Source organism: Caenispirillum salinarum AK4, from assembly GCF_000315795.1.
GTDB classification, from domain to species: domain Bacteria; phylum Pseudomonadota; class Alphaproteobacteria; order Rhodospirillales; family Rhodospirillaceae; genus Caenispirillum; species Caenispirillum salinarum.
In genome coordinates, this window is the sequence record NZ_ANHY01000010.1 from 56,968 (window position 1) to 83,684 (window position 26,717).

The 26,717-nt window shown below is 69.2% G+C and carries 26 protein-coding genes; 4 read left to right on the top strand and 22 right to left on the bottom strand.

Features of this window, described 5'->3' with window-relative positions:
* The first annotated feature begins 37 nt into the window (after positions 1-37).
* Positions 38-277: a hypothetical protein gene (locus C882_RS11360; protein ID WP_009540750.1), complete on the top strand. Its 240-nt coding sequence runs from the start codon at positions 38-40 to the stop codon at positions 275-277.
* Positions 278-293: 16 nt separating this feature from the next.
* On the opposite strand, the gene C882_RS11365 is transcribed toward C882_RS11360, so the two are convergent.
* The 14 genes from C882_RS11365 to C882_RS11430 form a co-directional block, all read right to left on the bottom strand.
* A complete protein-coding gene (locus tag C882_RS11365; protein ID WP_009540751.1) occupies positions 294-1,451 on the bottom strand; it encodes an acetoin utilization protein AcuC in 1,158 nt (385 codons plus the stop codon).
* A 52-nt stretch (positions 1,452-1,503) separates the two neighbouring features.
* The gene (locus C882_RS11370; protein ID WP_043645096.1) at positions 1,504-2,526 is read right to left on the bottom strand and encodes an ABC transporter substrate-binding protein; all 1,023 of its coding nucleotides are present in this window, start codon (positions 2,524-2,526) and stop codon (positions 1,504-1,506) included.
* 86 nt (positions 2,527-2,612) lie between these two features.
* The gene (locus C882_RS11375) at positions 2,613-3,323 is read right to left on the bottom strand and encodes a DUF4336 domain-containing protein (protein WP_009540753.1); all 711 of its coding nucleotides are present in this window, start codon (positions 3,321-3,323) and stop codon (positions 2,613-2,615) included.
* 18 nt (positions 3,324-3,341) lie between these two features.
* Positions 3,342-4,145, bottom strand: coding sequence for a glucose 1-dehydrogenase (locus C882_RS11380; protein ID WP_009540754.1), 804 nt, complete (start codon positions 4,143-4,145; stop codon positions 3,342-3,344).
* A 6-nt stretch (positions 4,146-4,151) separates the two neighbouring features.
* A complete protein-coding gene (locus tag C882_RS11385; RefSeq protein WP_009540755.1) occupies positions 4,152-4,574 on the bottom strand; it encodes a sensory rhodopsin transducer in 423 nt (140 codons plus the stop codon).
* The gene (locus tag C882_RS11390; RefSeq protein ID WP_009540756.1) at positions 4,574-5,587 is read right to left on the bottom strand and encodes a polysaccharide lyase; all 1,014 of its coding nucleotides are present in this window, start codon (positions 5,585-5,587) and stop codon (positions 4,574-4,576) included. The genes C882_RS11385 and C882_RS11390 overlap by 1 nt, the downstream gene beginning before the upstream one ends.
* Before the next feature lie 65 nt (positions 5,588-5,652).
* Entirely contained in the window at positions 5,653-6,942 is a 1,290-nt protein-coding gene (locus C882_RS11395; protein WP_009540757.1) for a M20 family metallopeptidase, read from the bottom strand.
* A gap of 2 nt (positions 6,943-6,944) precedes the next feature.
* Positions 6,945-8,081 (bottom strand): NAD(P)/FAD-dependent oxidoreductase, encoded by a 1,137-nt coding sequence (locus C882_RS11400; protein ID WP_009540758.1) that lies wholly within the window; start codon positions 8,079-8,081, stop codon positions 6,945-6,947.
* A gap of 155 nt (positions 8,082-8,236) precedes the next feature.
* Positions 8,237-9,223 carry a BKACE family enzyme gene (locus tag C882_RS11405; protein WP_009540759.1) on the bottom strand — a complete coding sequence of 329 codons (987 nt, stop codon included), beginning with the start codon at positions 9,221-9,223 and terminating at the stop codon, positions 8,237-8,239.
* Positions 9,224-9,228: 5 nt separating this feature from the next.
* A complete protein-coding gene (locus C882_RS11410) occupies positions 9,229-10,620 on the bottom strand; it encodes an aminotransferase family protein (protein WP_009540760.1) in 1,392 nt (463 codons plus the stop codon).
* A 29-nt stretch (positions 10,621-10,649) separates the two neighbouring features.
* On the bottom strand, positions 10,650-11,774 hold the full coding sequence (locus tag C882_RS11415) for an ABC transporter ATP-binding protein (protein ID WP_009540761.1): 1,125 nt from the start codon (positions 11,772-11,774) through the stop codon (positions 10,650-10,652).
* Between the two features lie 103 nt (positions 11,775-11,877).
* Positions 11,878-13,041, bottom strand: a complete 1,164-nt coding sequence (locus C882_RS11420; RefSeq protein ID WP_009540762.1) for an extracellular solute-binding protein — start codon at positions 13,039-13,041, stop codon at positions 11,878-11,880.
* A gap of 195 nt (positions 13,042-13,236) precedes the next feature.
* Positions 13,237-14,142, bottom strand: coding sequence for an ABC transporter permease (locus C882_RS11425; protein ID WP_083875816.1), 906 nt, complete (start codon positions 14,140-14,142; stop codon positions 13,237-13,239).
* 5 nt (positions 14,143-14,147) lie between these two features.
* Positions 14,148-15,014, bottom strand: coding sequence for an ABC transporter permease (locus C882_RS11430; protein WP_009540764.1), 867 nt, complete (start codon positions 15,012-15,014; stop codon positions 14,148-14,150).
* A 188-nt stretch (positions 15,015-15,202) separates the two neighbouring features.
* Here C882_RS11430 and C882_RS11435 point away from each other — a divergent pair, with 188 nt between their 5' ends.
* Positions 15,203-16,237, top strand: a complete 1,035-nt coding sequence (locus C882_RS11435) for a LysR family transcriptional regulator (protein ID WP_009540765.1) — start codon at positions 15,203-15,205, stop codon at positions 16,235-16,237.
* A 7-nt stretch (positions 16,238-16,244) separates the two neighbouring features.
* On the opposite strand, the gene C882_RS11440 is transcribed toward C882_RS11435, so the two are convergent.
* Positions 16,245-17,243 (bottom strand): DUF3179 domain-containing protein, encoded by a 999-nt coding sequence (locus tag C882_RS11440; protein ID WP_009540766.1) that lies wholly within the window; start codon positions 17,241-17,243, stop codon positions 16,245-16,247.
* 138 nt (positions 17,244-17,381) lie between these two features.
* Between C882_RS11440 and C882_RS11445 the strand changes: the two genes are divergently transcribed.
* On the top strand, positions 17,382-19,247 hold the full coding sequence (locus C882_RS11445; RefSeq protein ID WP_009540767.1) for a sensor histidine kinase: 1,866 nt from the start codon (positions 17,382-17,384) through the stop codon (positions 19,245-19,247).
* 215 nt (positions 19,248-19,462) lie between these two features.
* Here the strand turns inward: C882_RS11445 and C882_RS11450 are convergent, their stop codons facing one another.
* From C882_RS11450 to C882_RS11475, 6 genes are all read right to left on the bottom strand, one after another.
* Positions 19,463-20,560, bottom strand: coding sequence for an SDR family oxidoreductase (locus tag C882_RS11450; RefSeq protein WP_009540768.1), 1,098 nt, complete (start codon positions 20,558-20,560; stop codon positions 19,463-19,465).
* Entirely contained in the window at positions 20,557-21,777 is a 1,221-nt protein-coding gene (locus C882_RS11455; protein ID WP_009540769.1) for a zinc-dependent alcohol dehydrogenase, read from the bottom strand. The genes C882_RS11450 and C882_RS11455 overlap by 4 nt, the downstream gene beginning before the upstream one ends.
* A 139-nt stretch (positions 21,778-21,916) precedes the next feature.
* Positions 21,917-22,600, bottom strand: a complete 684-nt coding sequence (locus tag C882_RS11460; RefSeq protein ID WP_009540770.1) for an SRPBCC family protein — start codon at positions 22,598-22,600, stop codon at positions 21,917-21,919.
* A 110-nt stretch (positions 22,601-22,710) separates the two neighbouring features.
* Positions 22,711-23,895, bottom strand: coding sequence for a vWA domain-containing protein (locus tag C882_RS11465; RefSeq protein WP_009540771.1), 1,185 nt, complete (start codon positions 23,893-23,895; stop codon positions 22,711-22,713).
* A gap of 22 nt (positions 23,896-23,917) precedes the next feature.
* Positions 23,918-24,529: an SEL1-like repeat protein gene (locus C882_RS11470; RefSeq protein ID WP_009540772.1), complete on the bottom strand. Its 612-nt coding sequence runs from the start codon at positions 24,527-24,529 to the stop codon at positions 23,918-23,920.
* A gap of 49 nt (positions 24,530-24,578) precedes the next feature.
* On the bottom strand, positions 24,579-25,424 hold the full coding sequence (locus C882_RS11475) for an AAA family ATPase (RefSeq protein ID WP_009540773.1): 846 nt from the start codon (positions 25,422-25,424) through the stop codon (positions 24,579-24,581).
* 202 nt (positions 25,425-25,626) lie between these two features.
* Between C882_RS11475 and C882_RS11480 the strand changes: the two genes are divergently transcribed.
* The gene (locus tag C882_RS11480) at positions 25,627-25,893 is read left to right on the top strand and encodes a hypothetical protein (RefSeq protein WP_009540774.1); all 267 of its coding nucleotides are present in this window, start codon (positions 25,627-25,629) and stop codon (positions 25,891-25,893) included.
* A 6-nt stretch (positions 25,894-25,899) separates the two neighbouring features.
* Here the strand turns inward: C882_RS11480 and C882_RS25460 are convergent, their stop codons facing one another.
* Positions 25,900-26,715 carry a DnaJ domain-containing protein gene (locus tag C882_RS25460; RefSeq protein ID WP_009540775.1) on the bottom strand — a complete coding sequence of 272 codons (816 nt, stop codon included), beginning with the start codon at positions 26,713-26,715 and terminating at the stop codon, positions 25,900-25,902.
* Positions 26,716-26,717 lie beyond the last annotated feature (2 nt).

A 26,717-nucleotide genomic window follows, 5' to 3' on the forward strand; every position in this document is an offset into this window, starting at 1 on the left:
GGCCGGGGCGCCAAGAGGAAGCGAACGGAGGCCGATCATGGCGAAGCATCAGATCGAACCCTGCCCCGCCTGCGGCGGCGAGATGCGGCCCGTCGGCGAGAGCCAGGACATCCAGGGCTCCCCGGCGACGGTGGAGAGCCCCTCGGACACCGCCGTCACCACCCAGACCTGGAAATGCACCGACTGCGGGGCGACCGTCGAGCACACGGTGGACGCCGAAACGGTCGACGACACCGGCATCACCGACAGCGAGTTGCGGGACCGCGGGATGCCCTGAGCCGCGGCGCCCGCCCCTACTCCGCCGCCCACCGCCGCGCCCGGTCCGGTGCGTCCAGCACCGCGCGGGCGACGGAGCGCACCTCCTCGCGCACGGCGCCGGTCTTGGGCGCATCGGCGAGCGTCGTGAACCAGTGCTCCGGCGGGTTGCGGCCGCGCCGGTGCGCCCACCACAGTTCGCGCAGCAGGCTCTCGGCCGGCGCCGGCAGGACCTCGGGAATCGGACGGCCGTTGAGGGTCGCCCAAACGCCCGACCAGCAGCGCGCCACAGCCCAGGGATTATAGCCGCCACCGCCCAGGACGATGACCCGCGGCGCCAGCCCCTTGAGCACCGACACCGCCTGCCAGTATCCCCGGTTCGACAGCGACAGCCGCGCCTGCGGGTCGTCCTCCAGCCCGTCGCAACCGCATTGGATCATGATGGCCGCCGGCATCAGGCGCTCGGCCAGCGGCACCACAGCGTGCTCGATCAGGTAATCCAGTTCGCTGTCGTTGAAGCCGCGCGGCACCGGCAGGTTGCGCGCCGCCCCGCCGGCACGGTCCTCCACCGGGCCCGTGCGCGGCCAGCGGTTGGCTTCGTGGATGGAGATGGTGAATACCCGGTCGTCGTCGTGAAAGGCATCCTGCACGCCGTCGCCGTGGTGGGCGTCCAGGTCGACGTACAGCACCGGCGCCACACCCAGGTCCAGAAGCCGCAGCAGGCCCAGGACCGGATCGTTGAAGTAGCAGAACCCGCTCGCCCGGTCGGGCCGCCCGTGGTGGGTGCCGCCCGGCGGATGGTGAACGATACCCCCATCCTTCACCAGATCGGCGGCCAGGATCGAGCCGCCGCAGGCCGTGGCGGGACGGCGGAACACTTCCGTGTAGATGGGATTGTTGTTGATGCCGATATTGTGCCGCGCCTTCACGTCGGCCGGAGCGTCCTGATCCTCCTCCGCCCGCTTCAGGGCGGCAACGTAGGCGGGATCGTGAAACCGCGCCAGTTGCTCCGGCGTCGCCATCGGACTGTCCACGTACTGCGCGTCGGGCAGCCAGTCCAGCGCCCGGCACAGGTCGACCACCGTCGAGACGCGCGGGATGGACAGCGGGTGCGTGGTCCCGTAGCGGGACTTGCGGTAGATCTCGTTGGCGATGAGCAGCGGCGGGCGCGGCATGGCGTCGGTATGGGTCATCATGCCGCGAAGATGGGCTTCGCCGGCCGCCGGCGCAACGGCCGCGGGATGACGGCTACCGCAGGGCCGTCTGCAGGTATTCGCCGACGATCACCTGGCCGGACCGGTCCGGGCCCTGGATCAGCCCGGCGCGGCGCAGCAGGCGGTCGTGGTGGGCCACGGCCCGCTCCAGCGGTCCGCCCTGGGTGAACAGGAAGCGCTGCTCGGCCGAGCGCAGGATGCGGATGTGCGCTAGGCTTTCGGCGAAGGCACGGGTGGAGACGCCTTCGCGGGCGGCCATGACGGCCTCCGCCTCGCCGGCGTTCTCGCGCCAGTACTCCACGGCGCGGTCCCAGGCCCGCACCAGGGCGGCCACGGCCTCGTCCCGGTCTTCCGCCCAGGCCGGGGCGACGGCGACCACGTCCACCACCTCGCCCTCGATGTCGGCCGACGAGAAAATGGTGCGCAGACGCCCGGTGCGGGCAAGCTCCAGCGCCACCGGCGGATAGGTGGCGACCGCGTCCACCCGCCCGGCGCGCACGGCATCGGCCATGTCGGCCTGGGGCATCTGCACCACCTGGACATCGGCGAAGGACAGTCCCGCGGTTTCCAGCGCGCGGGACAGCAGGAACATGGTGGCCGTCCCGTCCTCCACGGCGACGCGCCGGCCGCGCAGGTCGGCGGGCGAGCGCAGGGGCGGCACCGCCATCAGCACGTCGGCGCCGTCGGAATAGTCGGCGGCCAGAACCACGCGCGGGCAGCGGTCGGGGAGTTCGTCGCAGGTGCGCAGGACCTCGGTCAGCGTCACCGTCATGGCGTCGGCCTCGCCGGCCACGAAGGCCGCCCTCACCCCGCCCAGGTCGGGCCGCTCCACGAAGTCGACCTTCAGGCCCTCCTCGGCCAGATAGCCGCGTTCCCGCGCCAGGTAGAGAAATTCGTAGCCCGGCCAGGGATTGATGGCCAGGCGCAGGACGTCGCCGTCGTCGCCCGAATCGCAGCCGGCCAGCGCAGCGGCGCCGATGCCGGACAGCAGCACCGCCGCCACGGCCGCCAGACGCCGCGCGCCCCTGCGCGCCGCCCGTTCCGCCCATGCAGACATGATCCCCCGCACCTCTACCGCTGTTGCCACCCACACGGCGGAAGCCTACCACTTTCCGGCGTGCGGGACATCCTTTTGCTCTCGCCTTAGGTCGCATGACCGAAGGCAGGGGACACGCGGGACAGGGCGTGGCGCAGGGCTGGCACCACACCGTTCGCCATGGGATCGCCATGGGCGACCACCAGCTGCTGGGGGTTCCGGGCGACGGCGGCGTTCAGGCTGGCGGCCAGGGCCTCGTCATCGGCAACGAGCAGCCGCAGCCACGCGGCGCTGCCCACCCGTCCGCTGGCGCCGGCCCCGTTGAGGCGGCTCCAGGCGCGCAGGAACCAGGGCTGCCGCGCCCCGACCCGCGCAGCCAGATCGGTGACGATCAGGGTGCCGCTGGGGCGGTGGAGGAACCAGACCTCGGACAGGCGCGGCATGCCGGCGATGGGCAAAGTGGCGAGCACCGGGTCCCAGGGCGGGGGCTGGCGGCCGAGACGGGCGTCGAAGAACAGGTCACGGCGCTTGTCCTCCAGCCCCGGCGCGGCCCACAGACGGGCGCTCGGCCAGGCCTCTTTCCAGTCGCCGGCGAACAGGTGATGGAAACGGTTGGGACAGACGATGTGCGCCGGCCACCCCAGCCAGTCCACGGCCTCGCGCAGGGGCCGGTCCAGGCGCGGCGGGTTGATGACCACCAACCCGCCGTCGGGCAGGCGCACCAGCGTCCCGCGCGAGGACACCGGAAGCCCCATGGTGCGGAACCGGCGCTCCACGGTCCACAGGCCGTCCGCCAGGGGTTCGGGCAGGCCGCTCACTGCCGCGCCCCGCCGGCCTCAGCCGCCCTCGCGGAAGGAGGGATAGAGCTTCATGCCGCCGTCGATGACCAGCGTGGCGCCGGTGATGTAGTCGCTGTCGTCGGACGCCAGCCAGACCACGGCCTCGGCCACGTCCTCGGGCTCGCCGATGCGCTGGTAGGGAATCATGCCCATCAGCTTCTCGCGGCCTTCCTCGGACTGCCAGACGTCCTCGTTGATGGCGGTCTTGATGGCGCCGGGGGCCAGGGTGTTGACGCGGATCTTGCGGGGTGCGAACTCCTGGGCGATGCTCTCCGCCAGCAGGTGCACGCCCCCCTTGGCGGCGGCGTAGTTCACATGGCCGGCCCAGGGGATGAACTGGTGGACGCTGGACATGCAGATGACCTTCCCGGCGGCCTTGGACACGCCTTCGCGCACGCCCTGCGCGCACATGACCTTCAGGCATTCCCGCGCACACAGGAACTGGCCCGTCAGGTTGACGGAGATCACCGCCTGCCAGTCCTTCAGGCTCATGTCCAGGAAGTCGGCGTCCTTCTGGATGCCCGAATTGCTGAGCAGAATGTCGACCGTGCCGAATTCGGACCGCGTGCGGGAGACGATCTCCGTCACGTCGCCCTCTTCCGCCACGTTGCCCTGAAGGACCTGCGCGCGCCCGCCGGCCTGCTCGATGGCGTGGGCGGCCTCCTCGCCGCCCTCCCTGTTGCCGTGGTAGACGACGGTCACCGCCGCCCCTTCCCGCCCCAGCGCGATGGCGGATGCCTTGCCGATGCCGGAACTGCCGCCGGTGACGATGGCGGCCTGGTCACGAAGCCTGTCGCTCATGGCGGGTCATCCTTCCGAAAAGGCGACGGTGGACAGCAGAGCCAGCTCCGCCTGCCGGCTGTCGAGCCGGGTGTGCTGGCAGACGATGGGCAGATCGCTCTCGATGATGCTGGCGAACCCCAGGCCCTTGGGGATTTCGGGGTTCTCGAAGCTGTTGAAGCGCACATGCACCGTCCGCCGCGCCGGCACCTCCACGCCGTAGGGGCCGACGGGGTCGCGGTCCTCGAAGAACAGGGTGATGCGCACCGCGGCCGGGGCATCGTTGGCGTTGAGGATGCACACCGTCTCGTGGCTCTCGAACTCCGGCCCCTCGCCGGTGGAGCCGGGCGGGATGAAGCCTTCCGCGATGGCCCAGCGCCGCTTGCCGATGGGGCCGGCCGGGGCGGCATCGGGGTTGGGCCGGATGGGATGGTCGACGCCGCCGGCCATCAGTCGTCACCCCCGCCCTGCGGCGTTTCCTGGCCGTAGCCGGAGCCTTCACCGTCGCCCTCGCCCCACTGCTTGCGCTCCTCGGCGGTCTGGCCGCCGGTGCCGCCGGCATAGAGGCGGATGTCGGTGAAGTAGAGACGCTCTTCCTCGGGCGTGGAGATGTTGGCCTTGCGGTCGTCGAAGAACACCTCGAACAGCAGGCCGTCGATCATGGTGTCGCCGGACTGGCGGAAGACGATATCGGTCTGTTCCACCATGGGCTGGCCGTCGACCCAGACGCGGGCGATGCCGTCCGGCTTGCCGGGTTCGTTCAGCACCACTTCCTGCTCCACCGTGTGCCAGCGCCCGGTGTCCCACATCCAGCGGTCGGAGCCGACGGAGAGGCCGTAGCGCGCATCGGCGCCGCCGTTGACGATGTATTCCACCAGTTCGCCCTGGCCGTCCTCGCGCCAGGCGGTGCGCAGGGTGAAGCCGCCCGACTCCTGTTCGTTCGCGCCGGTGGTGGCCGACCCGCCGTAGAGGCCCGGCAGACGGCCGCCGTTGGTGAAGCCGAAGGCGTCGGGGAAACGGACCTTGTAGTGCAGGCAGGCGCGATCCGCGCCGCCCTCGAACATGGGTGCGAGGAACCCGCCGCCGGCGCGCGGCGCGACGTCGCCGGCCGTGCCGGTGGGGTTCTGCGGGAACTTGACGCGGATGACGGGCTGGTCGGCGGGGTCGAGCGGATCGCCCTCGGGCTCGGTCACCACCGCCAGCGTCTCGCCCAGCGCCCAGGCCTGCGAGGGATTGAAGGCCTGCTTGATGGCCTCCTCCACCGGCTTGTCGGCCTCGGGCACCGGGTGGGCGACCTGCTCATAGCGCGTGGAGCACGGCGTCAGGCCGCTCTGCGGGTCGGTGGCGCGCAGGTTGGTGATGGGGTAGTCGGTGCTTTCGGGATAACTGGTCGCCGCACCGGCGGTGGCGGCGGGAAGGGCCACGGTCGCGGCGGCGGCGGCAAGAACGAGTCGACGGCGCATGAACCTCTCCGGCTTGGATGTCTCGTTGCCGGAGAAACGGCCCATGCGCCGCCGGTGTTGCCGGGTCAGCCGATCCGCTCCAGTCCACACCAGCGCGCGATGAACAGCGCCAGCACGCGGGAAACCGTCGCCATGCTCTCCAGGCCGACGCTTTCATCGATGCCGTGGATGCTGTCGGCTTCCGGGCCGTAGCAGGTGGCGGGCGTGTCGCCGTAGAGGACGAAGAACCGCGCGTCCGTGGTGGCGGTCGACGCCAAGTGCTCGATGGGCGAGCCTGCCACCGCCTCGTGGACGGCCGCCAGTTCCTTCATCATGGGCCAGTCGGGGTCCATCACCGCGCCCTCGGCCTGGAAGCCGCGGTAGGAGATGGTCACGCCCATGCCCTCGGGCGCGTGCTGGCGGATGGCGGCCTCCACCTCGGCCTTCACCTGGTCCATGTCGGCGCCGGGGAAGAAGCCGACGCGCAGGTCGAAGCGACAGGTGGCCGGCACCGAAGACGGCCAGTCGCCGCCCTGAATGCGGCCCAGGTTGAAGTTGATGGGGTGCGCGTGACCCTCATAGGCCGGATGGCGGTGCGTCGGTTCGTTCCAGCGCGCCTCAAGCTCCTTCAGCCCGCGCAGGATGGGATGCACGGCCTCGATGGCGTTGGAGCCCGCCGAGGTGTCCAGCACGTGCGCCGGCTTGCCCGCCAGGTCCACCGTGAACCACATGACGCCCAGCTGCGCCGTCATCAGGCTGTGGTTGAAGGGTTCGGGGATGATGGCGGCGTCGGCGCGGTAGCCGCGATGCAGGCACGACAGCGCCCCGTTACCGGTGCATTCCTCCTCGATCACGCTTTGCAGGAACACATCCGCCGCCGGGCGATAGCCCAGCCGCGCCAGCGCCCGCATGGCCGCCACATAGGCGACGATGCCCGCCTTCATGTCGCCCGAGCCGCGCCCGTAGAGCCGCCCGTCGCGCACCACTGGATGGAACGGCGGGTTGCTCCAGGCGGCCTCGTTCCCCACCGGCACCACGTCGATGTGGCCGTTGAGGATCAGCGACCGTCCCTTGGCTCCACCGGCCGGACGGCTGATGCCGACGACGTTCTCCCGCCCCGAATAGTCCACCAGCGGCGGCGAGAATCCCGGCAGGTGGGAGATCGCGTTCAGGTCCACCTCGAAGCGGTCCACCGTCAGGCCCAGCGATCCGAAGACGCCCGCCATGATGTCCTGCGCACCGCCCTCGTTGCCGAGCGTGGAGGGCTCGCGCACAAGATCCTTCAGAAGCTCCACCGCCTCGGCCTGTTCGGCATCGGCGGCGGCCAGGATGTCGGCGTCGGTGGGCAGCGTGTCGGCGGTGGGGGTGTCGGTCATGGTCAGGCGATGCGCTCCGGCGAAAGAGTGTCCTTGGTGATGCCGCGCTCGGCGATGTGGTCCGGCACGGGCTTGCCCTGGGCGAGCGCAGCGGACAGCGCGCCCATGGCGGCACAGGTCTGGATGCCGTACCCGCCCTGCCCGGCCAGCCAGAAGAAGCCCGGCTCGGCGGCGCGGAAGCCCACCACCGGCACGCCGTCGTCGACAAAGCTGCGCAGGCCCGCCCACTTGTGGTCGATGGTGCGGACATCGATGTTCAGCGCCGTCATCAGGCGGTCGATGGCGATGGCGACATCCATCTCCTCTGGCTGAACGTCGTGGGGCGGGACGGGTGTTGCGTCCGCCGGGCTGACCAGCAGCTTACCCGCATCCGGTTTGCAGTAGAAGTTTTCTTCCGCATCCAGCGTCATGGGCCAGCCGCTCGGGTCCATGCCCTCGGGCACGGAAACGAGGCACGCCGTCCGCCGCTTGGGCTGGATGCCGATGGGCGTGATGCCGGCCAGCTTGGCGACCTCGTCGGCCCAGGCCCCGGCGGCGTTGATGACCACCGGCGCGGTAAAGGCGCGGCCGTCGCGGCAGGTGACGGTCCAGTCGCCCGAGGCGCCGTCGCGGGCCAGGCCTTCCACCTCCGCGTGGGTCTCCACCACGCCGCCCTCGCGCTTCATCAGGCGCAGGAAGCCCTGGTGCAGGGCGTCCACGTCCAGGTCCTTGGCGCCCTCTTCCAGAAGCGCGCCCACGAGCCCCTCGCGGCGGAGCAACGGCTGCATGGCGCAGGCTTCATCGATGGAGATTTCCTTGAGCGGCGCCCCGGCGGCGCGGCCTTCCTCGGCGCACTTCTCCAGCGCCGCCTCCTGGCCCTCGGGGCAGAAGAACAGCACGCCGCGGTCGACGATGAGCGGATGCTCGCTCATGCCCTCCGGCGGGTTCTCGAAGAAGGCGCGGGAGGCGATGGACAACGCCCGGATGGCGCGCGGCCCGTAGTTTTCCGTAAAAAGCGCGGCGGAGCGGCCGGTGGAGTGGTATCCGGGCTGGGCCTCGCGCTCCAGCACCACCACCCGCTTGCCGTCGCGGGCGAGGAAATATCCCGCCGAGGCCCCGGCGATGCCGCCGCCGATGATGATGAAGTCGGTGTTGGTCATGTAACGGTCCCCCGGTGACTCTTTGCGTTCTGGCGCGGAGCGCCAGAACTTGCGTTCAAGCGCCACGCAGGCTCACGCGCCTGACCGGCGCGGGGTCGCAGTCGCGACCCTATTCGCGGTTCCCGTCCACAGGCGTGGCCGGAAACCGCTCCGCATTAAAAACTCACGGCATCGGCGCCCTTGAGCGCCAGCATCTCGCGGGCCTCGGCCGGCGTCGCCACCTCCAGCGACAGTGCCTCCAGCAGCCCGCGCACGTGGCGTACCTGAGCGGCGTTGTCCGGCGCAAGAACTCCCTTGCCGAGAGACAAGTTGTCCTCCAGCCCGACGCGCACGTTGCCGCCCATCACGGCCCCCATGGTCGCCAGGCCCATCTGGTGGCGTCCGCCGCCCAGCACGCTGAAACGATAGTCCTCGCCGAACAGCTTGTCGGCGACGGATTTCATGTGCGTCAGGTTGTCCGGGTCCGGCCCGATACCGCCCAGGATGCCGAAAATGAATTGCAGGAAGAACGGCGGCTTCACCAGCCCCTTGTCGACGAAATGCGCCAGCGTATACAGGTGCCCGACGTCGTAGCACTCGAACTCGAACCGCGTGCCGCAGCCCTCGCCCAGGTCCTTCAGGATGCGTTCGATGTCGCCGAAGGTGTTGCGGAAGATGAAGTCCTTGGAGCCTTCCAGGAACGGCTTTTCCCAGTCGTGCTTCCAGTCGGTGTAGCGCTCCGCCAGCGGGTGCAGAGCGAAGTTCATGCTGCCCATGTTCAGCGAGCACATCTCCGGCTGGGCGCGAAGCGCGGCCTGCATCCGGTCCTGCACCGTCATGCCCTGGCCGCCGCCGGTGGTGATGTTCACCACGGCATCCGTCTGCTGCTTGATGCGCGGCAGGAAGCGCATGAAGACGTCGGGGTCCGGCGTCGGGCGGCCGGTTTCCGGGTCGCGGGCGTGCAGGTGCAGGATGGACGCGCCGGCCTCCGCCGCCGCCACCGCCTGCTCGGCGATTTCGTCGGGCGTGATGGGCAGATGCGGGCTCATGGTGGGGGTGTGGATGGAGCCCGTCACCGCGCAGGTGATGACGACCTTGCCGCGCCCCTTCTTCCGGGGTCGTTCCGGCGCCGCCGTGGGGATGGACGTTTCCGCGAATGCCATTGTGTTCAGTACCTTCCGGCCAGTTCCTTGCGGAGCGCGACAAGGCTGTCCCGCAGGCGCTCCAGCAGGGTGTCGACCTCTTTGTCCGTGATGGTGAGCGGCGGGGTGACCATGATGTGGTCGCCCGACTGCCCGCCGCGCGTGCGGCGGAAATAGACGATGAGGCCCTTTTCGTAGGCGATTTCAACCAGCCGCGCCGCCGCGTTCAGCTCCGGCGGCAGGACGCGCATGGTCTCGCGGTCGGCCACGAACTCCACGGCCTGCAACAGCCCGAGGCCGCGCACGTCGCCGATGAAGGGGAATTCCTCCTTCAGCGCCCGCAGGCCCGCCATCTGCCGCGCGCCCATGATGCGGGCGTTGGCGGACAGGTCCCGTTCCACCACCTCGCGCACCACGGCGCGGCCGGCGGCGCAGGCGATGGGATTGCCCGCATACGTATGACCGTGGGCATAGCCGCCCGCGTCCAGCACCTTCGCCACCATGCGGCTGGGCGCGATCATGGCGCCCAGCGGCGCATAGCCGGCGGCGAAGCCCTTGGACATGGCGATGAGGTCCGGCACCACCTTCCAGTGCTCCGACGCCAGGAAGGCGCCGGTGCGGCCGACGCCGGTCATCACCTCGTCGTGGATGAGCAGGATGCCGTACTTGTCGCAGATTTCGCGGATGCGCGCGTGGTAGGGCGCGCCCGGCACCACCGCGCCGGTCGACGCCCCGCCGACGGGCTCCACGATGAAGGCCATCACCGTATCCGGCCCCTCGCGCAGGATCGCCTCTTCCAGCATGTCGGCGTGGCGGAGCGCGTAGGCGTCTTCATCCTCAGTCCCGCCGTCCAGGTAGTGGCGCGGCGTGGCGATCTTGGGCATGGGGCGCATCATGGGGTCGAAGGGGGCCGACAGCGGCGTGTAGCCCGTCACCGCCAGCGCGCCGAGCGTGGAGCCGTGATAGCTGGGATGCCGGCTGATGACCTTGTAGCGGGTGCCCTGCCCCGTCGCGATCATGTACTGGCGGGCGAACTTCAGGCAGCTCTCCACCGCCTCGGACCCACCGGAGACGAAGAACACCCGGTCCAGGCCGGCAGGCATGAGGTCGACGATCTCGGCCGCCAGCCCTTCCGCCGCCTCCGACTGGAATTGCAGCCGGTAGGCGAAGGTGGCGCGCTCCATCTGCTCGCGCATGGCCTTCAGCACGCGCGGGTTGGAATGCCCGACATTGCAGACCATGGCGCCAGAGGCGGCGTCCATGTAGGTCTTGCCGTCCTGGCCGTGCATCCAGATGCCCTCGGCCCGGTCGATGAAGGGCCGCGTGCCGTGGGCCTGGTAGAACAGGTAGCTGTCCGCCGGCGCCTGATGCGCGGCGCGCTTGATGCCGGGGGGAAGGGTGTCGACGCCGGTGGTCATGTTCGGGCGGTCTTTCGTCGTCAGGGGGATCAGTGGTGGACGTGGCCGGTGTCGTCGAGGATCACCGCGTCCTCGCTGCGCAGATGCAGCGTCACGCGGTCGCCCTCGCGGGCGGGGTGCTGGTCGATGGGGTTGATGACCTGGAGCTTCTGGCCGCCGGCTTCCACAAAGTAGCGGGCGTTCAGGCCCTGGTAGTCCACGTTGGTCACCACGCCCTCGAAGGTGTTCATGGGGCCGCCCCGGCTTTCCGGCGCGCGGCCGATGCACAGGCGTTCGGCGCGGATGACGATCTGTACCGCCTCTCCCTTGCGGAACCGGCCGTTGGACGCGATGGACAGGCGGATGGGCATCGCCCCGCCCTCGCCCGGCTTGACGGCCAGGGTGACGAGGCCGTCCGTCACATCCTCCACCGTCGCGCCCAGGAAGTTGGAGTTGCCCAGGAACGACGCCACGAAGCGGCTGGTGGGGCGGTTGTAGACGTCTTCCGGCGTGCCGATCTGCTCCATCTGGCCGTCGGACATGACGACCACCTTGTCGGACATGGCCAGCGCCTCCCCCTGGTCGTGGGTGACGAAGACGGTGGCGATGCCAAGCTCGCGCTGGATGCGCTTCAGCTCCACCCGCATGTCCTCGCGCAGGTTGGCGTCCAGCGCCGACAGGGGCTCGTCCAGAAGCAGCACGTCGGGTTCGATGACGATGGCGCGGGCCAGCGCGATGCGCTGCTGCTGGCCGCCCGAGAGCTGGCCGGGGAAGCGGTCCTCCACATGCGGCAGGCGGACCATCTGAAGCGCCCGGCGCACTTTCTCCCGCGCGTCGGTCTTGTTGAGCTTGCGGTACTTCAGCCCGAAGGCGACGTTGTCGGCGATGCTCATGTGCGGGAACAGGGCGTAGTTCTGGAACACCACCCCCAGGTTCCGCTTGTGGATGGGCACCTCGTTCACGCGCCGGCCCTTGATGGCGATCTCGCCGGCCGTGATGCTCTCCAGCCCCGCAATCATGCGCAGCGTCGTGGTCTTGCCGCAGCCGGACGGGCCGAGCAGCGTGACGAAGCTGCCTTCGGGGATGTCCAGCGTCATGTCGCGGACGGCCTGGAAGCTGCCGTAGTTCTTTTCCACGTCGGTCAGGCGGACGGCGATGTCGCGGGTCTCGGCCATGGGGCGGGTCCTCAAAGCGCGGTACGAAAGAAAGAGAGAGCGGCGGGCCGTCGCCCAGAGGGCAAGGGGCGATGGCGACGGCCCGCCGGGACCGAGAAAGGGCTTAGTAGCCCTTCTCGATGCGGCCGAACATCTTCGACCATTCCTGCTCGTGCCCGTTCCAGTAGGCGGGCTTGGCGAACGTCAGGCCGTCCAGCGTGCCGGTCGGGTCGAAGGCAGGCAGCTTGGGGATCTTCTCGCCCAGGTCCACCTTGTTGGGGTCCAGCGACGGCGGGTAGTTCTGGCCTTCCGCCACCGCGATGGCCACTTCCGGCTCCAGCATGAAGTTGACCAGTTCCTCGGTCGCCGCCATGGGGCTGCCCTTCAGAACCATCAGGCATTCCTGCCAGGCGAACCCGTTCTTGGGATCGTGGTAGCCGATGTTCTCGCCCTGCTGCTGGAGCGCGGCGACGCGGCCCGACCAGGCTTCCGTCAGGTAGATTTCGCCGGACGCCAGCAGGTTCATCAGCTCGGCACCCGAGGTCCAGTACTTCAGCAGTCCCTCGCGGTGCTCGCGCAGGGCCTCCCACACGGCGTCCATGTCCTGGATGTTGTTGGGGTCCTGGCCGGTCTTCAGCGCGCCGTACCAGATGCGCGTGCGCCAGTCGTTCCAGCCGCCGATCTTGCCGGCGTACTTGTCCGACCACAGGATGGCCGCGCCCAGTTCCTTCACCTCTTCGTCCGAGACATGGTCGCGGTTGTAGGCGATGCCGGTGGTGCCGTAGTCGTAGGGCACGGCCGACAGGGTGCCGTTGGTGACCTCGCGGTAGGGCGCCTGGAGGGCCGGCATCACCAGCTTGAGGTTGGGGATGTTGTCCTCGTTCAGCGTCACGCCGTAGCCGAGATCGGTGTAACGCGCGTAGTCGAAGACGCCGGACGCGTGGAACAGGTTGTACTCGCCCGGCTGGCCCGCCTTCACGCGGGTCAGGAACTCGTCGCCCGAGGCAAAGGTGCCTTCCACGACCTCGTTGCCGGTCTTCTGTTCGTAGGGGTTGAAGGCGTGCTTGCGGAAGGCTTCCGACACCACGCCGCCCCAGCCGTCGAAGCGCACCTGGACCGGATCGGCGGCCGCGGCGGCCATGGCCTGGCGGCCGGCGGCGGTCAGGCCGGTGCCCATCACGCCGGTGGCGATGCCCGCCACGCCCAGAAGCCCGAAGAAGCCGCGGCGGGAGATATCGCCGTCGCGGTACCGCTGCAACAGCCGTTCATAGCGCTTGGTGTCGTCCATGGGTTCCTAGCCTCTCTGTCCTGTAGTGTTGTTTTGGCGGTTCTTGTTGTTGTCCTTGGTAACACCGGGCGACGCCTGAAATCGTACAGTTGTCGCCCGGCAAGGCCGACCGGCCGCCGCGCCTTATGGCGCGTGAGCCTGCGTGGCGAGTGAACGCAGCGCCGACGATTTCAATCGGCGGCGCGTAAACCAGCCTCAGCCCCGCCCGCCCCGCGCGAACCAGCGGGCAAGGCCGCCGGCGATGAGGGGCAGGGATACGGTCAGCACGATCATGACGGTGCCGAGCGCGTTGATTTCCGGGCTGATGGAGTTGCGCAGCATGGCGAAGATCTGGGTGGGCACGGTCTCGGTGCCGCCCGACTTCCAGAACAGCGTCGCCGTCACGTCGTCGAAGCTGATGGTGAAGGCGAACAGCATCCCCGCAAACACCGCCGGCATGAGCAGCGGCAGGGTGACGCGGAAGAACGTCTCCCACGCATTGGCCCCCAGCGACTTCGCGGCTTCCTCGTAGACCGGCTTGATGGCCGTCAGCCGCGCCTGCACCACCAGCACCACAAACGGCAGCGTGATGAGAACGTGGCCCATGAGCAGCAGCAGGAAGCTCTTGGGAATGCTCAGCCAGCGCAGGAACAGCAGCAACGCCACGCCCAGCACCACCTCGGGCACCAGGATGGGCGTGATGAGGGCGGTGTTGATGAGCCCCTTGCCGGGGAAGTCGTAGCGCACCATCGCCAGGCTGGCCGCGATGCCGATGGAGGTGGAGATGATCGCCGTCAGGAAGCCCAGCACCAGCGAGGTCTGGAAGGCCGAGACGATGGCGTCGTTGGCCCACAGCGCCTCGAACCAGCGGAAGGAGAAGCCCTCCAGCGGGAAGGTGCCGAAGCGGCTGGAGTTGAAGCTCAGCAGCACCACCACGGCGATCGGCGCAAACATGAACACATAGACCAGGATCGACGCCAGCCGGATCAGGCTCCAGCCCGAGGGCCGGGGAATGCGCACGCCCGGCCGGCGGCGGGTGGCGACGCCCCCCCCGGCGGCGGCGGCGCGTTCTGCAGCCTCGGAGGCGACGGGGGTGGCGCGGCTTTGCGTGGTCGTCGTCATGGTCGTCACCCGAAGCTCTTGGAAATCTGGTTGAGGCCCATGAGGCGGCCGTAGACGGTGACAACGGTCCCCAGCACCACCAGCAGCACGATCGAAAGCGCGGCACCCAGCGGCCAGTTGAGCTGGATGATGATCGCCTCGAAGATCAGGTTGGCGAACATGGCGTTGGTCGGGCCGCCCAGGATCAGCGGGGTGATGTAGGTGCCCGCGCCCAGTACGAAGCACAGCAGGCTGCCCGCCGCCAGGCCCGGCATGGAGAGCGGCAGCGTCACCTTCAGGAAGGCCCCGAAGGGCGTCGCGCCAAGCGTCCGGGCGGCGGCCACCAGGTTGCCGTCGATGCCCGACAGGCTGACGTAGACGTTCAGGATCATGAACGGCAGCAGGTAGTGCATCAGGCCCAGGATGACCGAGGGCTCGTTATAGAGCAGCTGCAGGGGCTCGTTCACGATGCCCAGCTGCATCAGCACGTAGTTCACCGCGCCACCGGTGCCCAGGATGTTGATCCACGACAGGGTGCGGATGATGTAGCTGATCCAGAACGGCAGCATCAGCAGCAGAAGCAGCAGCGCCTTGTTCTTCATGCGCGTGTTGGCGATGAAGTAGGCCGGGATATACCCGACAACGGCGCACAGGATCGTGGTGATCAACGCCACGCGCACCGTGTAGAACAGGATGTCGTGATAGAAGGCGTCGGTGAAGAACTCCACCCAGTTGTCCAGGTGGAAGCCGCCCATGTCGGCGCCGGTGGCCGTCCTCAGCCAGAAGCTGTAGACGACGATGAACCCCAGCGGCGCGACCAGGAGGAAACTCAAGGTCCCCAGCGCGGGGGACAGCAGCAGCCACGGCCGCCTGCTTTCTGCCAACGTGCTCACGGGTGCGGACCCTTCGTGCCAGCCTGTTCCTGTTCGGGCGACGCGGGACGGTGTCCGCCTCTCCGCTCCGGCGATGTGGGCCGGGCGGTGGTCGCCTGTTCGTTGAGGAGAAGTCTACGCACGGGACTCGACATTTCACGAATAGATAATGACAATCCATCCCATAGCCTGACGGAATGGAGCGTCGCGTGCCCGACACACCTGAAACCGCCGCCCCGTCTTCCGGCGATGCCCACGACCGCCTGGCGGCGCTGGAGCGGTTCGCGCGGGAGCTGGACTGGAACCTGTTGCGCACCTTCATGGTGATCGTGCAGGAGGGCGGCATCACGCGGGCCGCCGACCGCATGCTGCTCAAGCAGCCCACCGTCTCCAACCGCCTGAAGCGGCTGGAGGAACAGCTCGGCCGCAAGCTGATCGAGCGGGGATCGGGCGCCTTCCGCGTCACCGCCCACGGCGACCTGCTCTACCGCGAATGCGTGGAGATCCACGGCAACATTTCGCGGCTCAGCGTGCTGCTGCGCGACATCCGGGAGGAGATTTCCGGCCATGTCTCCATCGCCATGGCAAGCCATGTGGTCAGCCCGCTGCTGGACGACGTGCTGGCGGATTTCCACGACCGCCACCCGCGCGTGACGTTCTCCATCGACGTCGACACCTCCATCGCCGTGGCGCAGGCCGTGCAGCACAAGCGGGCGAGCCTGGGGGTCTGCCTGGTCTACGACCGCCTCCCGGGGATGCGCTACGAGTCGATCTTCCGCGAGCACTTCCAGTTCTTCTGTGGCCGCCGCAACCCGCTGTTCGGCCGCACCGACCTGACGGTCGCCGACCTGCGCGACCAGCCGCTGGTCAGCTTCAAGACCGACCAGCTTTCCGGCGTGCTGCGCCCTGTCGCCCTTCTGCGCACGCAGGAGCGCATCGAGGGCCGAGTGGTGGGCACCTCGTCGAACCTGGAGGAAGTGCGGCGGATGATCCTGGCGGGGCTGGGCATCGGCCCGCTCCCCATGCATGTGGTGGAGCCCGACGTGGCGGCCGGGCGCCTCTGGCCCCTGCCGCCCTATGACACGCCGCCGACGGTGGACGTTCACATGGTCACCAACCCGGCGACCCAGCTCAACCGTGCGGAAGCAGCCTTCGTGGAGGCCATGCGCGAGAAGATCGCCGCCACACCGGCCCGGGCGCGCATCTATCCCTACCCGCTGCCGGGAAGGCCCAAAAAGGGGTGACCCGACGTCAGCCGCCGCCGCCGTCCTCCGCCCGCACCACACCGTCCAGCGTATGCAGCACCCCGTCTGGGCGGAAGGCGAAGAACACAAAGGCGAACGTCACGTCATAGGGCACGTCGCGACCATCGCGCGACACCAGCACGGTGCCGACGTCGCGCCCCTCCGCCACGCGCGCGGCGTCCAGGGCGGAGGCCTGGCCGGCGCGCCAGGTGATGAGATGACCGCCGTCCGTCTCCACCCGGCCGCGCTCGCGCACCAGCGGCAGCGTCCAGGCCTCGTCGTCGAGCGCCACGACGCGCATCATGGGCTCCACCCCGCCCGGCGTCTCGCCGGAGTACAGGAAGGGCCGCGCCGCCGTATCGTAGCCGGCATAGGGGTTGCGGCCGTAGTCGCGCGCGGCCGGATCGGTCGGCACCAGAACCGGCGCGTCCGCCGGGGCGCGCTCCTGGAACTCGGCCCAGCTTTCCAGGCGGCTCGGCAGGACATCCAGCTCGGTGCCCGTCAGCGCGCCGACGATGCCCTCGCCGGTGAACTGCTGCCACCAGGTTTCCGTCTGGCGGTCGTACATGACGAGGTCGGAGTGCCGCAGCTTGCCCGTGGTGCCGAACTCCAGCACCCGGTCGCCGACGCGCCGGTCGAAGACGATGGCGGCGTTGCACAAGGGGCAGTAGGTCACCGCCACCGGAACGCCGCCGACCGTGTCGTTGACGATCTCGTGCCAGTGCAGGATGCGCAGCGGGTAGGCCCGCGTCTCGCCGTTCACCGTCAGGCCGATGACGGGCTCGCGCGGGGACAGGTCGGTGATCGCCGACGCCGGCTTGAACCGCGGGTCGTCGATGCTGGGGATGCCGTCGCGCGGCGGCCCGCCGGACATGATCTCGTCCAGCGGCACGGCGGCGTTGGAGAAGTCGGTGGCGGGAAACTCGCGCTCCCACGCGCGGGGGACCTCGGCGGCGGCCAGGGGCAGCGCGGCCACCAGCAGCAGGACGGCGAGCAGGACGGGCATGGCGGCACCTCCGTTGCTGATCCACTCACCGTGCCACGTCGGACCCCCGCGTGGCAGGGGTCGCGCTCCGGGCTCGCGGGATCGTGACCGCGTCCGCGGATGATGCTACAAGACACAAGGACTATCCGGACCCTGCCCATGCCCCTGCCCGCCCTACTCCGCCCTGCCGCCCTTGCCTGCGCCCTGTTCCTGGGCAGCGGCGCGCCGGCCGGCGGGGTAACGCCCGAGGGCGAAATCCGCATCGGCGTGCTGGCCTTCCGCGGGGCCGAGCAGGCGGTGGAGACCTGGACCCCCACCGTCACCGCCCTCGCCCGCGCCCTGCCGCGGCACGACGTCGTCCTGGTGCCGCTGGACCTGAACGAGATGCGCGAGGCGGTGGCCGAGGCGCAGGTGGATTTCGTCGCCACCAACCCCGGGCACTACGTGGAGTTGGAGGCCGCCCACGGCATCACGCGCATCGCCACGCTGGAAACCACCGATCGGGGCACGCCGCGCGCCGCGGTGGGATCGGTCATCTTCACCCGCGCCGACAACCCGGCCATCCGCACGCTCGGCGACCTGAAGGGCACCGTGTTCGAAGCCGTGGACGAGCGTGCCTTCGGCGGCTTCCAGATCGCGTGGCGCGAAATGAAGGCCGCCGGCGTCGACCCCTTCGACGACCTGGACCTTCTGCGCTTCACCGGCTTTCCGCTGGACTCCATCGTCCTGCACGTGCGCGACGGCCTGGCCGACGCCGGCACGGTCCGCGCCTGCCTGATGGAGGAGATGGCGGCCGAGGGCAAGATCGACATGGCCGACTTCCGCATCCTCAATTCGCAGCCGGTGGCGGACTTTCCCTGCGCCCTGTCGTCGCGGCTGTACCCCGACTGGCCCTTTGCCAAGCTGCGTCACACGGACCGGGCGCTTGCCAAGCGCGTCGCCATCTCCCTGCTCCGCGAGGGGCTGGAGGCGTCGCCGGCCGACCGCGCGCCGCAATGGACGGTGCCGCTGAACTACCAGCCGGTCCACGACCTCTACTTCGACCTGCGGCTCGGTCCCTTTGCCATGGAGCCCGGCGACGTGCTGGCGGACATGGCGGCGGAGTACTGGGAATGGCCGGCGGCCCTGGCGATCCTGCTGCTGTTGGCGGCGGCAGCCCATGTGCGGACCGAGCATATGGTCACCCGCCGCACCGCCGAGCTTCACGCCGAAATGGAGGAACGCCGCCGCGCCCAGGAAGAGGCCCAGTTGCGCCTGGCGGAACTGGCGCACGTCTCGCGCCAGTCCACCATGGGCGAACTGGCCGCCGGCCTGGCGCACGAGATCAACCAGCCGCTGGCCGCCATCACCAACTACGCCAACGGATGCATCCGGCGCATGGAGCAGCAGGGCGCACGGCCACACGATACCGCCGAAGGGGCGCTCGCCCTGCGCACGGAGAACGCGGAAATCCTGGCCGCCATCCGCCAGATCGTCGCACAGGCGCAGCGCGCCGCGGGCATCATCCAGAACATCCGGGCCTTCCTGCGCAAGGGAGAGGCCGCCCGCACGCCCATCGACATGAACCGCATCCTGCGCGACGCCGCCGCCCTGCTGGCGGTGGAGGCGCGGCACAACGGCGTCACGCTGCGCCTGGACCTGGGGGAAACGCTGCCCGACGTGCTGGCCGACCGGGTACAACTGGAACAGGTGGTGGTCAACCTCATGCGCAACGCCATCGATGCGCTGAAGCAGGTTCCGGAAAAGGAACGCCGCCTGGACCTGCGCTCGGCGGTGGAGGAGGACGGCGCGACCGTTCTGGTGTCGGTGCGCGACACGGGACCCGGCCTGCCGCCCGAAGTGCGCGGCCACCTGTTCGAGCCGTTCTTTACCACCAAGGCCACCGGCATGGGTCTCGGCCTGTCCATCAGCCAGAACATCGTGGAGAACCACGGCGGCCGGATCGGCATCGACAGCGACCCGGCGGGCACGGGAACCACCGTCGCCTTCACCCTGCCGGCGTGGCCGCCGGCGGCAGGCGGATAGGTTTTCCGGCGTGCCTGGGTCCCTGCTTTCGCAGGGACGACGGGCATCTTTTAAGTTATTATCTTAGATAATAACTTTTCCGTCATTCCTGCGAGAGCAGGAATCCACGTCCGCTGCTAACCATCCTGCCGCGCTGCCTCCGGTGCACGTCCACCGATGTCCCGACAGCCTTGAAAGCGGGAATCCACAACCCCCGCCAAACACCAGCGCCTCGGTCACCAAAGGCGCCGCCGCCGGTGCTTCCGCCGCCGCCTCGGCAGGTGCCAGCGGCTGCGGTGGCGCTCCCGCTCCCGCCGCTCGCATTCCCGGTTGGCGAGCCACGCCAGGCCGGCGGCGGCAAGCAGGCCGACGAAGATGCTTGTCTTGTGCTTCTGCCAGAATAGGTAGGTGCTGAACCGGCGCACGTAGGCCTCGCTGGTGTTGTGCACCCGGCCGCGGCCCACCGGACGGAACAGGCCCTGGTGACGGCCGCCGCCGCCGCGCGGCACGTCGGTCACCTGCAGGTCGCCGAAGACCTTCGCGCCCACCAGGTCGGACAGGCCGGGGAACAGGTGGCGCGTCAGGGTCATCAGCCGCGCCCCGCCGCCCACCGACAGAACCCGCGTCCGGTGCGTCGCCGCGTGCAGGATGGCGTCGGCCACCAGGTCGGCGTCGTAGACCGGCGGCGGGTTCGTCGGCTCGCGGGTTAGGTGCGCGGCGGCGTGGTCCTTGTAAGGGGTGTCGATGCTGGTCGGCTTTATGAGCGTGACCGAGATCGGAGCCCCCTCGCGCAGAAGCTCCATGCGCAGGCCGTCGGTGAAACCCTTGACGGCGTGCTTGGCGGCCGCGTAGGGCACCTGCAGCGGAATCGCCCGGTCCGACAGCACGCTGCCGACGTTGACGATCACCCCGCCTTCCTGCCGCCGCATGACACGCGCCGCCGCCAGGCTGCCGTGCACGACGCCCCAGAAATCGGTCTCGAAGATGCGGCGCTGCTCGGCCAGTGGAATGTCGGCGAGCGTGCCGTAGGCGGAAATGCCGGCGTTGTTCACCCAGGTGTCGACGCGGCCGAAGGTGTCCACCGCCGTGGCCTCCAGGTGGCGCACCTGATCCTCGTTGCCGACGTCGCAGACCACCGCCCTGGCCTCGTGACCCTTGTTGCGCAGCACCTCGGCGATGCGCTCCAGCGGCTCGCGGTTGCGGGCGGCGAGCACCAGCCGCGCCCCGGCGTCGGCGGCCCGCATGGCGGTGGCGAGCCCGATGCCGCTGGTCGCGCCCGTGATGACCATGACCTGGGCGCGCAGCGGGCGGAGACGGATGCGGCCCATGGTCATGCCGGACCTCCCGCACCCAGATTGTTGGCGCCGGGTCCCGCCGACAGCGTCGGGTCGAACACCACCCGCAGGCAGTCGTCGGTCTTGTGCTTGAACATGCCGTAGCCCTCGGCCCCGCGGTCCAGCGGCCAGCGGTGGGTCATCAGATACGACGGGTCGAGCCGGCCCTCGCGGATATGCTCGAACAGCGTCGGCACGTACCGCTGGCCGTGCTGCTGGCCGCCGCGCATGGTCAGCGCCTTGTTCATCAGCGCCCCCATGGGGAACGTGTCGACGAACCCGCCGTAGACGCCGATGACGCTGACGGTTCCGCCCTTGCGGCAGGCACGCACGGCCTGGCGCAGCACGGTCGCACGCCCGGTCTCCAGCCGCAGGGCCTGCTTGGCGCGGTCGTAGAGGTAGCCGGGGCCGGTGCCGTGCGCCTCCAGCCCGACGGCGTCGATGCAGCGGTCGGGGCCGCGCCCGCCGGTCATGTCCATCAGGGCGTCGTGAACATCCACCTTCTCATAGTTGACAATCTCCGCGCCGGCGTGGGCATGGGCCTTCTTCAGGCGGTCGGGGAAGCGGTCGATGGCGATGACGCGCTCGGCCCCCATGATCCGTGCGGCCGTCATGGCCATGAGCCCGACACCGCCGGCACCCCACACGGCCACCACGTCGCCATCCTGAACGTCGGCCAGGTCGGCGGCCATCCAGCCCGTCGGCACGGCATCGGAGACGAACACCGCCGTCTCGTCCGACACGCCGTCGGGCACCTTGAACACGTTGGTCTCCGCATAGGGCACGCGGATATACTCCGCGTGGCTCCCGGCATAGCCGCCGAAGGCATGGCTGTAGCCGAAGATGCCCGCGCCGGCATGGCCGTAGACGGTTTCCTCCATTCCCGGCGTGGCGTTGGAGTTGTCGCACAGGGAATAGAGCTGGTTGTCGCAGAACCAGCAGTGGCCGCATCCGATGATGGAGATGACGATGACGCGGTCGCCCTTGGTAAGCTTCGATACGCCGGCGCCGGTCTCCACCACCTCCCCTAGGAACTCGTGCCCCAGGACGTCGCCCGAGCGCATGGCGGGCACGTAGCCGTCCAGCAGGTGCAGGTCGGACCCGCACACCGACGACAGTTTCACCTTCACGATGACGTCGCCGGGGTCGAGGATTATCGGGTCGTCTATCGTCTCGACCCGCAGGTCGTTGATGCCGTTCCAGCACAGGGCGCGCATGGCGGTCTCCTGGTGTTGAGCGTGTGTCGGGGACGGCGGTTGCCAGGCGGCTGTAGAGTCCTGCTTTCGCAGGAATGACGGGTATTCAGGAAACCTGCGAAAGCAGGGGTCCACCTCCGTCCGTTACCATCATGCAGACTCACCGGCTGCCGTGCGGGCGGGGCTGGGAGCTGGTGACGTGGCCCGTCTCAAGGATCTGCTTCAGCCGCCGCAGGTCGTCGTGGGCCTGGCGGTCGGGCTCCTCGCCCATCAGCCTGGCGACCATCGCACCCAGCTTGCCGCCCGGCGCGTCGTAGGTGACTTCCAGATGCACCTCCGTGCCGCGCCCGCCGGGCGCGTCGGCGAAGGTGACGGAGCCTTCGTTGACGATGTCCGCGCCCGGCCGGGCGCGCCAGCCGATGTGCTGGTTCTCGCGGATGTCCACCAGGTCGGCGTCCCACTCCATCGCCGTGTGCAGCGGCCCGCGCACCACCCAGTGGTGGGCGTCCGGGCCGATCTCGCGCACGTCCTCCACATGCGCCATGAAACGCGGGAAGTGGGTGGGATCGCGCCAGTAGGCGAAGACCTCGGGCCGCGGCTTGCCGATGGTGATGGAGCGCCTGACCGTCAGCGGCGCGCGCGGGATGACGTGGGTGGGCGGCTTTCCGGTCTTGTTGCGCCAGGTCTGGTAGGCCCAGGCCCCGCCCAGCGCCGCGCCCACCAGCCCCAGCGTGCCCATGCGCCGCAGGGCCAGGGCGGCGATGACGCCGACGGCCAGTGATCCGGGCGTGAACAGGTCGGCGGCGAGGTCGTCCTTGCTGGACCGCGAACGCTGGTAGGCCATGACACTCTCTCCCATGACGGTTCAGGCGGCGATTGCCACCGCAGAACGTCAGGCGGAAAGAGCCCGTTCAGGGCGCGGAAGTGGCAGGGTCCCGGCGCGGGAATCCGTGCCTACTTGTTCAACTCCTGCATCGCCTCGTCCAGCCCGCCCAGGGTGAGCGGGTACATGCGGCCTTCCATGATCTGGTTGATCATCTGGATGGAGTGCGTGTAGGGCCAGAACCGCTGGTCCGAGGGGTTCAGCCACACCGCATGCGGCCAGACCTGGAGCATCCGGCGCAGCCAGACCTCGCCGGCCTCGTCGTTCCAGTGCTCCACCGCGCCGCCGGGATAGGCGATCTCGTAGGGGCTCATGGAGGCATCGCCGACGAAGATCAGCTTGTAGTCCGAGCCGTAGGTGTGCAGCACGTCCCAGGTGGGAATGCGGTCGGCGTGGCGGCGGGTGTTGTCGCGCCAGACGTATTCGTAGACGCAGTTGTGGAAGTAGTAGTGCTCCAGGTGCTTGAACTCGCTGCGCACCGCCGAGAACAGCTCCTCGCAGGTCTTCACGTGGTCGTCCATGGACCCGCCGATATCGAGGAACAGCAGCACCTTCACCGTGTTGTGGCGCTCGGGCACCATCTTGATGTCGAGCATCCCGCCGTGATGGGCGGTGGAGCGGATGGTGTCGTCCAGGTCCAGTTCGGTCGCCGCACCCTCGCGCGCGAAACGGCGCAGGCGACGCAACGCGACCTTGATATTGCGCGTGCCCAGTTCCACCGTGTCGTCCAGGTTCTTGAACTCGCGCTTGTCCCAGACCTTGACCGCGCGCCGGTGGCGGCTTTCGTGCTGGCCGATGCGCACGCCTTCCGGGTTGTAGCCGTAGGCGCCGAACGGGCTGGTGCCCGCCGTGCCGATCCATTTCGATCCGCCCTGGTGGCGCTTTTTCTGCTCCTCCAGCCGCTGTTTCAGCGTTTCCATCAGCTTGTCGAAGCCGCCCAGCGCCTCGATCTGCTTCTTTTCCTCCTCGGACAGGAACTTCTCGGCCAGCTTGCGCAGCCATTCCTCGGGGATGTCGGCGGTGATCTCGTCAGGATTGGTGGGTTCCTCCAGCCCCTTGAAGACATGGCCGAACACCCGGTCGAAGCGGTCCAGGTGGCGTTCGTCCTTCACCAGCGTCGCGCGCGCCAGGAAGTAGAAGTCATCCACCGAAAAATCCGCGCAGCCCTTTTCCACCGCTTCCAGCAGCAGAAGGTACTCGTTCAGGCTGACCGGGACGCCGGCCTTGCGCAGCTCGTAAAACAGGGTGACGAACATGGGGCTCCGAAAATCAGGGACATCAGAACGGCAGGCGGGCGGCCTGCTGCTGGTCGCGCGACATGGACTTGTAGACCGCCACCGCGTTCTCCCGCGCGTTGGGCACGCCCAGCTTGTGGGCCTGGGCGTAGAGGCGGAAGGCCTTGGGCAGGTCCTTGGCGACCGCCACGCCGTTGGCGCGCATCCAGGCCAGAAGCTCGACGGCGTCGCCCTGGTCCGCTTCCGCGCGGCGCTCCACCTCCGCCACGTGCTCGGGCCGGGCGTCGTTCTGGGCGATGGCGGTCACCACCTCCTCCCACGGCGGCGGAGGCGGCGGCGGTTCTTCCTCGTAGACGATCTGCGGCGGCTCGAACCCCGGCGGCGGGGGCGGCGGGGGCGCGGCGGGACCCAGAAGCCGCACGCCGTCCTTGTTCAGCACGTAGCCGGGGAGTTCGCCGGCGTTCTCGCGCTTGAGGCTGTCGCGGAACAGATCGTCCAGCGTGGGGGCGAGGATCGCCTCTTCCTCGGCCTTCTGCGCGGCGTCCTGCACGCGGGCCTCGGCGGCGACGGGAACGGACGGCAGCACGGCACCCGCCGCCAGCGACAGGATCGCCGTCGTCGTGATGGTCCGAAAGAGCGCACTTGCCTTGCACATGGTCGGTCGCCTTTTCGCTCCGCGCCGGTCGCCGGTCAGGGCGCCGCCGTCAGCGCCCTTCCCGCTTGGCCAGGAAGGCCAGCCGCTGCAGAAGGTGGACGTCCTGCTCGTTCTTGAGCAGCGCCCCGTGCAGCGGCGGCAGCAGGGTCTTCACGTCCTTGGCCCGCAGGGCTTCCGGCGAGATGTCGTCGGCCATCAGCAGCTTCAGCCAGTCCAGAAGCTCGCTGGTCGACGGCTTCTTCTTCAGCCCCGGCACGTCCCGCAGGTCGTAGAACAGGCTCATGGCCTCGCGCACCAGGCGGGACTTGATGTCGGGGAAGTGGACCTGGACGATGTCGGCCATCGTGTCCTCGTCCGGGAAGCGGATATAGTGAAAGAAACAGCGGCGCAGGAAGGCGTCGGGCAGTTCTTTTTCATTGTTCGACGTGATGATGACGATGGGGCGCGTCCTGGCCGAGACCATCTCCCCGGTCTCATGCACGTAGAATTCCATGCGGTCGAGTTCCAGCAGCAGGTCGTTGGGGAACTCGATGTCGGCCTTGTCGATCTCGTCGATCAACAGCACGCAGCCGCCGTCGGTGGTGAAGGCCTCCCACAGCTTGCCGGGCTTGATGTAGTTGCGGATGTCGTGCACCCGGTCGTCGCCCAGCTGGCTGTCGCGCAGGCGGCTGACGGCGTCGTATTCATACAGGCCGTGCTGCGCCTTGGTGGTGGACTTCACGTGCCAGGAGATCAGCGGCAGGCCCAGCGACGCGGCCACTTCCTGCGCCAGCACCGTCTTGCCCGTGCCGGGCTCTCCCTTCACCAGAAGGGGGCGTTGCAGGGTCACGGTGGCGTTGACCGCGACCTTCAGGTCCTCGGTGGCGACGTACCGCTCGGTGCCGGAGAACTTCATGGGATACCTTGCGCTGTTTCACCCTGGGGTCGAACGAGTTGCGACCAAAGTCGCTTATAGCATCATGCCGCCGATGGAGCGGCACCCCACCCTTTTACCCGTTGCGGCGGCGCAATGCGAGTCTTCGGCGGTTGCGAAGGCGCGCCGGCCGGGGCATGATCCGCGCCGCTTCCCCTGCCCGCCGTGAAGGATGCCCGCCGCCATGCCCCGTCGCGCCGCCGCCGCCCTGATGCTCTGCCTGCTCGCCCTGCCGCTCGCCGCCTGCGAGCCCAGCAAGGCCGACCTGCTGGACAAGGCCGAGGGCGTCACCACCAAGCAGGGCCTGCGCGACGCGCTCGGCCAACCCGACGACATCGCCAAGCTGGGTCCCATCGAAACCTGGACATATCACGCCGACAACGGCGCGGTGACGTTCCTGATTGCCGGCGATGCGGTGACCCTGAAGACCGCCGGCGGCACCGCCCAGTAGCAGCCGCTAATCCCCCAGCAGCACGCGCTTCGCCTCGTTGACCTTGGCGGCCATCCAGCTTGATCCGCCGTGATCGGGATGCGCGCTCGCCATGACGCGGCGATAGGCGCGCTTGATCTCGTCGGCCGTCGCCCCCTCCTCCAGTTCCAGGATGCGCAGGGCCTCCGCCCGGGTCATGGCCCCGTCGGCAGAGCCCGCCGCGCTGCGGTCGCCGCCGCCATGGTGGCCCGCAGCCTCTGCCCGGTCGCGCCAGTCGGGGTCGTGGCGGTCGAGCCAGGCTTCATAGACGCGCGCACTGTCGGGATCACCGCGCACCTGGCGCCACAGGTCCAGGCGCTCCACCGGGTCGAGGTCGTCGAGCTGGCGGCCGGCGAAGGGCCCCGTCAGCACCTCGCCGCTCATCTGGCCGGAGGCGTGGTGGAGCGTCATGCGCAGATGATCGGTGGCGACCTCCGACGTGCCGGGGCCGGTCTGCCGCCCCTGCCCGCCACCGGGCATGCCGAAGCCGAAGCCGCCGGACCCGCTGCCCGGCGTGTGGAAGCCCGACGGCCCGCCGAACAGGCCCATGCGGCGCATGATCTGGCCCATCATCAGCAGGCGGAAGATGCGCCCGGCCCACGGCGCCATGCCGGCCAGCGCCGCCAGCGCCCAGCCGAGGCGCCCCGTCGCCGCCAGGCCGACGATGACCATCAGCACCAGCACCACGCCGGCACGTTTCAGGCCCTTGGCGACCTGCGCCGGGCTCGCATTGACGAACCACTGCCCGATGAGCATGAAGGCGACGATCAGTCCGACGCCCAGGATGACGGCCCCCAGAAGCATGA